Source organism: Paenibacillus sp. V4I5 (assembly GCF_030817255.1).
Classification (GTDB): domain Bacteria; phylum Bacillota; class Bacilli; order Paenibacillales; family NBRC-103111; genus Paenibacillus_E.
The window spans coordinates 3,081,774-3,093,774 of record NZ_JAUSZB010000002.1 but is presented as its reverse complement, the minus strand read 5'-3'; the positions used below and the strand labels follow the sequence as shown (position 1 = coordinate 3,093,774).

Genomic DNA, 12,001 nt, shown 5'->3' with positions numbered 1-12,001 from the left:
ACTGTTAAAAAAGCGAACAGCATGGTAAAATTATCCTTAAGAAATAGGCGGCGGAGGAATAACCATGGCAATTACCCGTGAGACAATTTTAGAAGGAATTGTTTCTGATCTTGGACGTGAAGAATATATCTTAGCCATCTGGTTAGAAGGCTCAGATGGAACTAAAAATTTGGACGAGTACTCTGACATCGATCTGGTATGTTACACAAAAGAAGGATTCATAGACGATGCTTTCACGAAACTAGACGAATGCATGAGACAATTAGGACAAGTGGATATTGCATATGAAGAACCTGGCCGGTCCACAAATAATCGCTATAAGGTCTACCACCTTCAGGAGACATCTGACTATCTTTTAGTTGACGTGACAATTCAAAGTGAAAGTGTGCCAGTTTCATTTACTAATGAAGATAACACCGTCGTACCTGTTGTATTGGTGGATAAGGCCGGTATTGTAAAATATCAAAATGTTGACTATATGACTCACTGTTCACGACTGCATAATCAATTGGTACGTGCTCAAGGCATATTCAGTCAAAGGAGCCGGGCGGTAAAATATACAAAACGCGGGCTTTTTTTAGAGTCGTTGATTTACTATCAGAAGTTTGTATTGAATCCACTTGTAGATGTACTTCGGATCCTCTATACTCCATTCCAAGCTGACTGCTTTTTGGTTCATGCGACTCGGGATTTTCCTGCTGAAGTGGTGTTAACATTGGAGAATTTATATGGTGCGAAAACTGTACAAGATATAGCTGAGCGAATCATTTTGGTAGAGGAATTGTTTCGTAATGCTGTAGCTGAGGCTGATGTCATGCTCTCACATCATTACGTTAACGGAGAACGATAGTTGAGGAGCTTGCTTTTGAAGCAGCTCCTTTTTGAATTTCGTTGAATTAACGAGCGATTAACCGGCAATGTTTATGATACAATCTGACTATTAAGCATTTTCTAGGGGGTTCATTATGACCAACCGTTTTCAAGGTAGCCTTATTGGATTAGCAATTGGCGATGCCATCGGTACGACCGTCGAGTTTAAGGAACCCGGGACATTTTCGGAAGTCACAGAAATGATTGGCGGAGGTGTATTCGAACTACCGAAAGGTGGTTGGACCGACGACACTTCCATGGCCTTATGCTTGGCTGAAAGCCTGATATTAAAAATGGGGTTTGATCCGATGGATCAAATGGAGCGGTATTTGAAATGGTATCGTACCGGACATCTAAGTTCAACTGGAGAATGCTTTGACATTGGAAAATGCTACCGCTGAGGCTCTTCGAAGGTTCGAACGTACGGGTGAACCATTTAGTGGGTCTGAAAACCGTTACTCAGCAGGCAATGGTTCGATCATGCGACTTGCTCCCGTTCCGTTATTTTTTTCTAATAGTCTTTATGAGGTTTCGAAATGGTCTGGTATCAGCTCTAGAACTACGCATTCAGCAAAAGAGTGTATTGATGCTTGTAGGCTGCTCGGTGTTATGATTGCTGCTGCGGCTAAAGGAATGAATAAAGATGAGTTGTTACATCCAGAGACATTCGATTTCTTATGGGCACAGGATCCACTAGTTGCTAATATTAATGAAGTCTATAAGGGGTCATACAAACGACTGCAACCTCCAGAGATTCAAGGCAGCGGATACGTTGTAAAATCGTTGGAGGCGGCGTTATGGGCATTTTATCATGGGAAAAGTTTCGAAGAAGGGGTACTATTAGCAGTTAACCTTGGTAACGACGCTGATACAACCGGTGCCGTATACGGTCAATTAGCTGGTGCATTATACGGTTTAGAATGTATACCAGAGCGTTGGGTGGATTCACTTATAATGAAAGAACTAATTCTTGATTATTCAACCCAGATCTACAAATTATTAAGCTAAAGGATAGTTGAGGGGGTATACTTTGCGGCAGCCCCTCTTTTGTTTATTAACGGGCAGGATAATACGGTAAGTTAGTGAATTTTTATTATGGAATCATTGCTGGAATTTCTCTAAAGAGTGGTGAATAAAGTCATGGATCTAAACAATTTCTTCTGTAAAATCTTTATTGATACTGATGTACAATACGAGTATTTGTATCAAGAAACTTCTGAGAATGAAATATTAGATTTATCATTAATAAAAAACGATGATTTCGACGCTATCAAGAGACTAGATTTCCCTGATGGTTTTCTCTTTTCAAGGTATTATCTTGAGGTTGAACCGAATGAAAAATTTAATCCCCATAGTTATGTGGCGTCTATTTCTTTACTTCTTGAATGCCTTTGGACAAAAGGCTTTAAGGCAGTTGCGGCTTGTGACTTTGAAGAATTACTCCCACGAAAAGGCGGCTATAACTACAGGTAGAGATTGAACTAACGGATAACGATAGTGGAGGAGCTTGCTTGGTGGCAGCTCCTCATTACTTATTAAAGTAACGGTCAGGATAATTCAGCAGAAAGTTGAATAATATTAACAAATCATGGGATAAGGAGCGGTCATTATGGACAATCATTTACATGAATTTATGCGTATTTCGATTTTTAGAATGTGTGAACATTACCTTCCTAAATTGAAAATAACCTTGGATGACTTGAATAAAGAGGTTCTTTGGAAACATGAGACTGAGAAGCTCAATTCGATTGGGGGGATTGTGTTGCATGTAGCACAGCACATTCAAAGGCACATTATCAGATACTCGAATTCCGATAAGGTTGAAGGTGGAATAGAAAATCATTTCCCTGATGAAAATACTCTTTTTTCATCGGACTTAATTCAACTTATTACTAACCGCTTTAATACCTGGAGGGAAGTTATGACCGATTACTTAGAAGGGAACATGGAAGAAAAAAACCTCGACATGTATGATATTTATCATTTAGTTGAACACACAGGGTATCATTTAGGACAAATAATCGACCGAGTCCAAAGATTGACCAGCAGAAGTTTTCAATTTGTTCAAAATGGAATCAATGAAAGAAGTTTAAAAGAGCTGATTTATAGAGACTAAACTCCTATGAAAATTAAAAAGCTCTGGTTCTTAAAAAAGGGCAAATTAAAGCAGACCCAGGAAACAACTTTTTTAAAAAAGGCTGAGCCTCTGCTTGATCATTAAGGAGTTGGGTGGTAGTAAAAACGACTTTCTTCCAAAAACAAAGTAAGGCTGGTGCAACCAGTCAAAAAGGATTAATCTTCCATAAGTGATACCCATATTGGGTGCGACAGTCTGTGATGCACCGTGATGGTTGGAGTCAGACTAACGGTTGGGCTCTAATGGCACCATAGTTCATCGACCTTCCTCACCCAGCCGTAGTAGAAGTATTGACGGATTTTAACCATTTTCATCCTCTGTGGTGCAGCGCTGATGTTGCGCTGCCCTTACCAAAGAAATTGTAGGAGAAGCGAACATGCCATAATATCACCTACAGGCAGTTATGTTATAGTAGATCACATTAATAAAGGTCCAGCGAATTGGTTAGGATATCCAATGAGGTGGGACATATGAATCGCAAATTCTTTATGGTTTTGTTTATCATGTTGATGACTTTATTTTTACCGATTGTTCGTGCTGAATCACAACCTGCAGAAACTAATAATCAGGTACAAAGATAACAACCAGGTTGACTAGAAGCTGCTCGATGGGATTGTGGTGACGACGATATGACGGATTTAGGAGGAAAGCTTTTGAAGAACGACGTTGTTGAAGTGTTTTATGATATGCTTTCAGAAGTCAATGAACCGTTAACTGAATGTGAAGTAGAGCAACTAAGCGGAAATACTGAATGGATCACAATTGAGGAAATTGAGAGAGAGTTATTATAGATCGCTTTTTGGCAGTTATGATAATTTACTAAAATTAAAGTCAGAGTTTGGTAAGGTTGTCCAACCTGAAGCACGAGGTGGCGCAAGAACTGCAGCCAGAAATACATTTCTGGTGAATGTAGCAGGGGCACTAGCCATTAATAAACGTGTTGAATCTCTCAAGTACAACGCCAATCAAGGGATGACGCGGCTTTTCGAATTGTCATACCATCAGACTCCATAAAATAAGTTTTAGACTGACACTAGAAATTGAAACAGCGACAGCCAAGGACGAGAAAATAAAGTCCTAGATTGTCGCTGTTTCATTGAACTAACGTTCTCCCCGCTCTTCCGCCGAGACGGAAACGGTTCAACGTCAAGCAGAAAAACGTGAAATTCGGTTCCATCGAGCTGACGCTCGAGCTCCGTCAGCTGTCCATTAGTTTGTCGCTATAAAATATAGCGCTAATGGAAGTGATAGCGAAGGTTGAACCATTGTCTGAAGAGTATAGTTTGTATTGTTATTAATTACACGCACCTTACTGTTGTTATAGTGATACTGCGTGAGTGCACTAATTTTGTAGTTAATAAATCCCGCATGTGTCATGCCCGGAGCTTGTCCATAATATGTTGATACTACAGAGAATCCTGCTGGTTTTGTAATGTTTATGTTATAGGTATAGTCAATTACCCAATATGCTCCTCTGTATTTTGAATTAAATACAACATCCTTTGGTCCTCCAGAGAATGCAACACCATAAACATCAAAACGTGATTTTAAGCGCTCCTGCTCACCTGGGTACGCCGTCGGCTCACTATCTGCAATTTTCATAAATTTTTTGTTGCTTGAGCTGAGATTGACTCTAACATCTACTGTTCTGCCAGAATGTGCCAAAACACCTCTGTAGTCATCAGCAGAATCTTTATATAAGTAATTTGTTTTAGCAATGTTTGTGGACGTAGCATAAGTATTAATATTTGCAGTACCGTCATTTGTGACGACGTCAGAAATGCTAACCCTTTCATCCGCACCGGTTCTTACATTTACCACTCTAAAATCAGCGATATAAGACATGGTTTGACCATGGGCCACTGTAGTCGAATAGGGATAAGTGTAAAAACCTCCGGTTGGAATTGTGGTAACTAACGTGCCTCCACTTCCAGTCTGGCTCATAAACTCATTTGTAGATTCTGACGACGCAGCTGCTGCACCCCCAACCCCATATCCACTACGTTTTATATACAGTTTTACTGAATCGGCAGATGTATTATATACATGCATATAGAAATTAACATTCTTTCCAGTTTGATTCACATGAACTGACCAGAACCTGAAATTTCCTGTCATATAGTCCCGATACAATGTTTTGTTTACTTGATTCATCACCACACCGTCAAACGATCTTGGACCATCCCAAATTGTTTCAGGAGCATTGGATGCAAAGACCGGTGTTCCAGTCATTTGAAACGATACTTGGTTCAATCCATCTGAAGTTGTAACAAGCTGTGTTGCCCCAGTTGGCTGTGCCACTTCTGCTCCAATGGGTTCTGCCGCGAAAACATTGGCTGGATTGGCTGAATAAAGTAAAATTGTTGCAATAAATGCAAACCATAAAGCTTTTACCGTTCTCTTTTTCATTTTTTTCACTCCAATTGTAAGGTTTTGGAAATCTGTTATAGTAGACTACAATGGTTCTTCGGTTGTCAAGATTATTTTCGTTTGCCTTACTCCTGTATGATTTAAGCACTTCCTCGCAATAGCTCTTGTCTAATAACTGCCTGATAGCGAACTTGGACCCTAATAGTTTTTATGATGGTGACTGTTAAAGTACCCTCTCAAAGCTTCAACGGACGGCTGCTGTTGTTTTCGCTTAGTTTAAAGGAACTGCTTGGGCGCTCCCATAAGTTACAAAGAGGAGGGAGGAGGCGATTGCTGGCGTGCCAGGAATCAAACATGGACTGCAGTGGAATCGGAACTACCTTTTCCTTCTATCGTATTGATATATTAGGATAAAAAGATCAACGCATATAGAAGGGGAGAGCATATTGATTTACGTGTTAATTGTAGTCTCTATAGTAATCACTCAAATTCCCATCCTAAACAAATATTTGTCTTTGATAAATACTTTTTTTCACGAATGGGGTCATGCATTTATGGCCCTGTTAACCGGTGGTCAGGTATATCGGATAAAATTAAACATGGATACTAGTGGCTTTGCGCAGACAGGAAGTAAGTGGTGGATCGGACGATTTTTAACCGTAATATCTGGATATCCATTCTCAGCTTTATTTCCTTGTTTTATGATTTTTCTGATTCTCAATAATGAATATGTAACTGCCTATTGGACTCTGGCAATGATGTTAGCCATAACTATTGTTTTATGGCTGAGAGATTTATTCAGTTTAATATGGGCAGGTTCTGTTTTACTTATATTGGCGTTATTAATCAAATACGGTATGGACGTTAAATGGTTAATTTTTATAGTGATGAGCATAGCAATAGTAAATTCTATAAAGAGTGCATGGAACGTGTTCGTGTTAAGTATTCAAGATTACAGAAAAGCTGGTGACGCAACGGCACTATCCCAAATGACATTGGTTCCCGTGGGAATTTGGGGAGGCTTATTCTTTGTCTCAAGTATAACCATAGTTTGTTACAGTGTTTTGATTTATATGGGTGTGGTCGACAATCTCTATCTTAAACTCCTCGATCTTATTAAAACTATAAAAACATTTGCGATTCATTTGTTCAGATTGATTTAACTCAACGAAAGGGGAAGTAATACATGGGTGATGAAACTGCAAAAATCCTGGAAGCACGGAAAAGAGAATTGAAAAGCTAGGAAGATTACCCAACTGACAATCCGCATGTAGGTCGGCTTATTCATAACCCTGGAACTGAAGAAAGAAATTCGTTCTTATGAGGAAATGATAAACTCTCGCAATTAAGGAAAGGCTTCACAACGTTGGTTGGGGCAGAGATCGGTAGGGTTATCCGGTCTGTTTGCTCGCACGCACAATAATCAACGGATTTTGTCAATTTTAGGATTATTCATATATGTTTTTCTGTGCTAGAATATAAGTAAGATATTTCCAGTGAAAGGAAATGATAGTATGAACTTTCATCAAGGCGACAAGAGTAAGGCGAAACCGAATCCCATTACAGGCAAGGAATCGAAAGATGCGTTTCCGAAAAAGCCTTTTTCCACACAGCACGTCATACAGCTACAACGAACGATTGGGAACCGGGCTGTCGGACAACTTCTTCGAGCCAATGCAGAACGACCGTCATCTCCCACGGCTACTATTCAGAGAGCTGCGATCACTCCCGCCACTTTCTTCGGTGCGTCACAGCCTGACAATAACATTGACGCTGCAATTGCGGGTAATGATTCTCTGGGCTTCGGCGTACCGGTTAACGGGGTCACCTGGCACACGAAACTGACATTCGATCCGTTAGTAACGCCAGGCACAGAGAATGGAGTTGCCATGAATCCTGAAGGCAGTGGGGTCCGCGGAGTTATTGGTCCAGACCACCCATTCGGAAGCCAGCCAAGCAGTGCAAGCGCCACCGAGAACAATCACCGAGCCGCCACACTCAGGCACTCAGAGCCTCATGTGGCTGCACATATTGTCAACGACCAGTTGGGCGGACCGGGAGAAGACCAAAATTTATTCGCATTCCCGGGCACAGCGAATACTCAGATGGAACAGAAAGTCGAAAAAAATATGAAAGCCGCCGTCGAGGCCGGAAATTTCATTTACTACGAAGCCTCTGTCCAGCATCCGGCACAAGGCCCGGCAAATTCTATCACGATGAGTTGGAATAAACTCGATAACACTGGCGCCGATATGGGCGGGGGACAAACCAATGCCGTGATTAACGCGGATCGGAGCAACCCGCCTAACGGGAATACGGTTCATCTGGGAGGCGGCACTGCGGCAAGATCCACTTTAATACATCCTAAGAATGTTTCGGCGATCACTTCAGACCCGTGGGGTCCTTTCCAGATGCCGGACCCGAAAATTTCGAGGCAATTGACACAATACCTTAATGTTGATAGTTTTCCAGCCGTCGGGAATGATAAGGCTTTTGAAGCGTTCCTCAATAGTTACAAAGATAGTGCAATTAATATAGACAGATTGTTTATGGCCATTCCAATCCATGCCTTCACTAACAATCTAAAAAGATGGATCGTGTCTAAGAGTAATATTACAATCAAAAGGAGTCGCGGCGTAACGAATGACTTGTTGACAAAATTGCAAGGCACCGCCCAAGAAAGAAGAGATGCCTTTATGGCAATCCTGGCAACGACTGATGCGAATAAGGTGATTGCACATTCCTCCAAAGAACTTGCCAAAAGCGCACGTGCCAATGCGCGAACTCGCATATAGATTACAAGCTCACCCCTCGTAGACGCCCGTGCCTCCTTTGGTGTGGAGTGGTTGCATAAAATATTATTGAACTAAAATAGGTTGCATAACTTACAGCTCGTGAAGAAGGTCAGGTTTCGGCTCCTGCGAAGGATGAAAGCTCCGGTGGTGTCGTTAAATGTCCAACGACACAAATATACCTACATAACTTATTCGGCAAAAGCTTGAGAAATCAGGCTTTTTTATTTTTATGTAGGCACATTTGTGTCATCTAAAAATGCACAAATGTGCCTACATTGTCGTCCAGTGACACAAATATATACTAGAGTGGTACCATAAAATCCCAATGAGAGATTTGATTCCGCAATGGTAGCAAAAGGACAAAATAAAGTATCTTCAGACAGTATGGCTTCAAAGGCTTCAAAGGTCCTCCAAAGTAATAAGTACTCTGCAACAACAAAGTCTTTCGCGGCTTCAGTGCTCTCTCAGTCGAAAAAAGGCAAGAATTAATCTAACATTGATTACTCTCAAACCAGACAACCACTCTGGTTTATTTTTTTGTTATTGTTCGAAATTTTCTCCGAATAGCAGCCAACACATAAGTTGCCTGGACCATCGGCAGCTTTGTTGTCCCTTCACCCCGCTAACGGGCAGTATAGTTCCAATATATGGTATAATAGACTTCGTCGATTATCAGCAATTTTAGATATAAGGTGGGTACTTGTATGGAACTAGTCAAGGTTTCTTTTGAAAAGAAAATAATTCTACGTAACCTTATGGAGTTATATCAATACGATATGAGTCAATTTGAAGATGATAGTGAAAACGATGTGAACGAATATGGTCTCTTTGACTACAAGTACCTCGACCATTACTGGACAGAAGAAGGGCGTTTTCCCTTCTTTATTATGGAGTCAGGTAAGCTCGCTGGATTTGTTTTAGTTAGGGAAATCGCAGACGGTGAGTCGCCTAAAGTTTCAGTTGCGGAGTTTTTCATATTAAGAAAGTATCGAAGACAAGGAATTGGTAAAGAAGTAGCGCATAAAGTGTTTGAGATGTTTAAAGGCAATTGGAGCGTTTCTTGGTTGGAAAAAAATATGCATGCGAAGACATTTTGGACGAAGGTTATCAAAGAATATTCGAACGGTAATTGTTCAGAAGCCTTACAGGCAGGAAACCCATCGATAGAATTTATCTCATGTTGAGTTTATTAGGATGACAGGGGGGAGAGTTTTGGATTGGATAATTCTTATTGGTGATGAAAGTTTGACATTAGAAAATGTCAAAAATATTGAACATTATGACAGTGTATGTATTAGTGAGATAGAGGCTAATAGATTTTCAGTTGATTATGGAAAGGTTCATGTTTTTTATGATTATGTTGAGAATCTTATCAGTGACTACGAAGAAGAAGACCTTTCGAGAATCCCATATTCTAATCCACATTTTATCATGATGACATTTAATTCGGTCGACTTAATGTGGAAGATTCTAAGACAAGACAATTTCTTAAGAAATATATATATAGATGATGACCTTGGAAAAATTTTATCTATTGAAGATTTTATTAAAGATTAACTTAGTACGGTAGTCATACTGTACTTTCTATTAGCTGCATTGCGGTATCTCAGATGGGTCATTCAACTAACGGAAACGATAGCTCTATATAGGAATTTGTATAAAATCAATTGTCGTATGAGGTGAATTAACTTGGACTTTGAAGAGCTAAAACAACGAGTAGGATGGGGAGAAGAATTTCAATTTTATTATAAGGACCAGAGTTACTGGATCAGTCGTAATGTGCAAGGCTTTTATTTAACCCGGGTATCCGATAGTTGTACACAATCCTTTTCTACGGCTGAAGATCTGTTTGAGTTTGGGAAAATAGAAGGAAATAGTATAGCGGAAATTTGGCCTGAAACATTATGAACAACAATTGAACATTACACACTGTTATGTAAGTTGTTGCGCTAACGGATAACGTTAGTTTGATGTTGAATACATTAGAAATCAGCACATATGAAAGTACGAAGAACTATCTGTACTTCTTTCGCGCGTTGTTGGCAATAATGACTTGTGGAGGGATGCATATCTATGTACAATGATAAAAGAAAGCAGCGCTTCATAGATCAGGTCAATGACGACGAACGGTCCAACATCGAGCGTCTATTCGACAAGGTCGAAGTGATGGAAAAGAGCTACCAAAAGGATCTTTCGGAATGTGATCTCGAAGAGCTTTCGGCAGTTTTCCATCATCTGGCGCCAGCAAGTCCGGAACGATCCATGAAAAATAAGGAACAAGTCGAAGCATACATCGATTGGAGCATTGCTCAAGGATATAAGGCAGCGACCACAAATCCGTTTCATCCATACGGAGAGGAGTGGTGCAATCAATTTGTGACATCGTCGTAATTTTCTATTAAGCTTTTTCCCGACGACCCACCACTGCCGACTCCCCCCCTTTTTTTAATAGGGGGTCATTTTTATTTCAGGATAAAAAAGCATCGAGATGCTAGATGATTGTTCTGCGAAGAAGCCGTATCCATCGTCAAAATGACAATTAGTTCGTGAGAAAAATCATTCCACTAACGGATACGATAGCTCAATCACGACATGACGGCAGCCGGCACACGATCGGCTGCCGTTGCCCGTTGGAGTAACGGGCAGGATATTTGAAAGAACCATATTCATGAACTTACTCGTCTAATAGACTAGAAGTATATATGTCGAGAAAGAAAATATTGCTCATGCGCCTTTAGTTCTAATTCCAATATTCATATATATTATTGATTGCACAAGGGTTATAAAGGAAAAGCCACCCGTAGAGGTGAATTTCGTAAGTAAGCTCTAAAAGAACGGGAAGTATATATTTAAAAACTCAGGCATTATAGGGGATTCGCACAATGAAGAAAATGATATTAAGCTATTTTCCTTTTTTATACAAGTTGAGAGTTGAGCAACTTATTTTGAAGAGACATATTAGTAATCTAAACCCTAAAAATAATTATTCATGTAATAAAAATACGAATCAGTTTACTTTTATCTGCAAGAAACATAAGTCCATTTTAAGAAGAGTCTTGGCAAATTCCGATCCAATTTTGCAAGAGAATAAAATTAATAATTTAAAAATTGCTCTTGGTCAAATTGATGGGATCGTTATAAAACCAGGAGAAACATTTTCATTTTGGAAACTTATTGGGAAAACAACGAAGGCTAAAGGATATATTGAAGGTTTAATGTTATCTCATGGAGAAGTTCGAACAGGAACCGGCGGTGGACTTTGTCAATTAGCAAATATGCTATTTTGGCTGGCTCTACATACTCCGCTTAATATTAAAGAAAGGCATCATCATAGTTTTGATATATTTCCAGATGATCGAAGGGTTGTCCCTTTTGGAACAGGCACAAGTGTATTTTATAATTATCTAGATTTACAGTTGTACAACCCGACAAAATACACGTTTCAATTCAATGTCTTTATATCTGATGAATTTTTGGAAGGAACGATACGTAGTAACACGGAAGTAGAATTTATATACAAAGTAGAAGAAAGAAATCATCAGTTTGAACAAATTGAAAACAGGTGGTATAGGAAAAATGAAATATGGAGAATGGAAATAAACAAATATGATAGTAAGCTTGCTAATGAGCAATTAATAATTAGGAATAATTCAGAAGTTAAATACATGAAATCAAATTGATGATTAGACCCGTACCCGTGATTATTAATGAAAAACAGTAGTTCAATGCAGAACGAAAATGGCTCCCAAGAATAAGTGGAGCCTCTATTACATTAGATAGGTGGCCTTCTTGAGCTGGAATCCAACAAGAGTGAACTAGAAGATTTATT

Annotated in this window: 14 protein-coding genes; 13 read left to right on the top strand and 1 reads right to left on the bottom strand. The window is 39.7% G+C overall.

Annotated elements, in window-relative coordinates:
* The first annotated feature begins 64 nt into the window (after positions 1-64).
* The 6 genes from QFZ78_RS16010 (at position 65) to QFZ78_RS15985 (ending at position 3,798) form a co-directional block, all read left to right on the top strand.
* Complete coding sequence (locus tag QFZ78_RS16010) at positions 65-850, top strand: aminoglycoside 6-adenylyltransferase (RefSeq protein WP_307548972.1); 786 nt, start codon at positions 65-67, stop codon at positions 848-850.
* 115 nt (positions 851-965) lie between these two features.
* Positions 966-1,271 (top strand): ADP-ribosylglycohydrolase family protein, encoded by a 306-nt coding sequence (locus QFZ78_RS16005; protein WP_307548970.1) that lies wholly within the window; start codon positions 966-968, stop codon positions 1,269-1,271.
* Positions 1,252-1,878, top strand: a complete 627-nt coding sequence (locus QFZ78_RS16000) for an ADP-ribosylglycohydrolase family protein (protein ID WP_307548968.1) — start codon at positions 1,252-1,254, stop codon at positions 1,876-1,878. Before QFZ78_RS16005 ends, QFZ78_RS16000 begins: the two co-directional genes overlap by 20 nt.
* Before the next feature lie 132 nt (positions 1,879-2,010).
* Positions 2,011-2,343: a 1,4-dihydroxy-6-naphthoate synthase gene (locus QFZ78_RS15995; protein ID WP_307548966.1), complete on the top strand. Its 333-nt coding sequence runs from the start codon at positions 2,011-2,013 to the stop codon at positions 2,341-2,343.
* Between the two features lie 136 nt (positions 2,344-2,479).
* Positions 2,480-2,986 (top strand): hypothetical protein, encoded by a 507-nt coding sequence (locus QFZ78_RS15990; protein WP_307548964.1) that lies wholly within the window; start codon positions 2,480-2,482, stop codon positions 2,984-2,986.
* A 674-nt stretch (positions 2,987-3,660) separates the two neighbouring features.
* Complete coding sequence (locus QFZ78_RS15985) at positions 3,661-3,798, top strand: hypothetical protein (protein ID WP_307548962.1); 138 nt, start codon at positions 3,661-3,663, stop codon at positions 3,796-3,798.
* Between the two features lie 418 nt (positions 3,799-4,216).
* Here QFZ78_RS15985 and QFZ78_RS15980 read toward each other — a convergent pair whose 3' ends face one another.
* A complete protein-coding gene (locus tag QFZ78_RS15980; RefSeq protein ID WP_307548960.1) occupies positions 4,217-5,416 on the bottom strand; it encodes a hypothetical protein in 1,200 nt (399 codons plus the stop codon).
* Positions 5,417-5,832: 416 nt separating this feature from the next.
* On the opposite strand from QFZ78_RS15980, the gene QFZ78_RS15975 reads away from it, so the two are divergent.
* The 7 genes from QFZ78_RS15975 (at position 5,833) to QFZ78_RS15945 (ending at position 11,852) form a co-directional block, all read left to right on the top strand.
* Positions 5,833-6,540, top strand: a complete 708-nt coding sequence (locus QFZ78_RS15975; RefSeq protein ID WP_307555716.1) for a M50 family metallopeptidase — start codon at positions 5,833-5,835, stop codon at positions 6,538-6,540.
* Positions 6,541-6,891: 351 nt separating this feature from the next.
* Positions 6,892-8,172 carry a hypothetical protein gene (locus tag QFZ78_RS15970; RefSeq protein WP_307548958.1) on the top strand — a complete coding sequence of 427 codons (1,281 nt, stop codon included), beginning with the start codon at positions 6,892-6,894 and terminating at the stop codon, positions 8,170-8,172.
* Positions 8,173-8,876: 704 nt separating this feature from the next.
* Positions 8,877-9,356: a GNAT family N-acetyltransferase gene (locus QFZ78_RS15965; protein ID WP_307548956.1), complete on the top strand. Its 480-nt coding sequence runs from the start codon at positions 8,877-8,879 to the stop codon at positions 9,354-9,356.
* A 28-nt stretch (positions 9,357-9,384) separates the two neighbouring features.
* Complete coding sequence (locus QFZ78_RS15960) at positions 9,385-9,729, top strand: hypothetical protein (RefSeq protein ID WP_307548954.1); 345 nt, start codon at positions 9,385-9,387, stop codon at positions 9,727-9,729.
* Positions 9,730-9,861: 132 nt separating this feature from the next.
* Positions 9,862-10,080, top strand: a complete 219-nt coding sequence (locus tag QFZ78_RS15955) for a hypothetical protein (RefSeq protein ID WP_307548952.1) — start codon at positions 9,862-9,864, stop codon at positions 10,078-10,080.
* 165 nt (positions 10,081-10,245) lie between these two features.
* Positions 10,246-10,563, top strand: a complete 318-nt coding sequence (locus QFZ78_RS15950; protein WP_307548950.1) for a phage lytic cycle repressor MrpR family protein — start codon at positions 10,246-10,248, stop codon at positions 10,561-10,563.
* A 491-nt stretch (positions 10,564-11,054) separates the two neighbouring features.
* A complete protein-coding gene (locus QFZ78_RS15945) occupies positions 11,055-11,852 on the top strand; it encodes a VanW family protein (RefSeq protein WP_307548949.1) in 798 nt (265 codons plus the stop codon).
* The last annotated feature ends 149 nt before the right edge of the window (positions 11,853-12,001 follow it).

Excerpts from the sequence above, each read along its gene's own strand:
- QFZ78_RS16010 (WP_307548972.1), top strand. The coding sequence starts at position 65 with ATGGCAATTACCCGTGAGACAATTTTAGAAGGAATTGTTTCTGATCTT.
- QFZ78_RS16005 (WP_307548970.1), top strand. The coding sequence starts at position 966 with ATGACCAACCGTTTTCAAGGTAGCCTTATTGGATTAGCAATTGGCGAT.
- QFZ78_RS15995 (WP_307548966.1), top strand. The coding sequence starts at position 2,011 with ATGGATCTAAACAATTTCTTCTGTAAAATCTTTATTGATACTGATGTA.
- QFZ78_RS15990 (WP_307548964.1), top strand. The coding sequence starts at position 2,480 with ATGGACAATCATTTACATGAATTTATGCGTATTTCGATTTTTAGAATG.
- QFZ78_RS15980 (WP_307548960.1), bottom strand. The coding sequence starts at position 5,416 with ATGAAAAAGAGAACGGTAAAAGCTTTATGGTTTGCATTTATTGCAACA.
- QFZ78_RS15970 (WP_307548958.1), top strand. The coding sequence starts at position 6,892 with ATGAACTTTCATCAAGGCGACAAGAGTAAGGCGAAACCGAATCCCATT.
- QFZ78_RS15965 (WP_307548956.1), top strand. The coding sequence starts at position 8,877 with ATGGAACTAGTCAAGGTTTCTTTTGAAAAGAAAATAATTCTACGTAAC.
- QFZ78_RS15950 (WP_307548950.1), top strand. The coding sequence starts at position 10,246 with ATGTACAATGATAAAAGAAAGCAGCGCTTCATAGATCAGGTCAATGAC.
- QFZ78_RS15945 (WP_307548949.1), top strand. The coding sequence starts at position 11,055 with ATGAAGAAAATGATATTAAGCTATTTTCCTTTTTTATACAAGTTGAGA.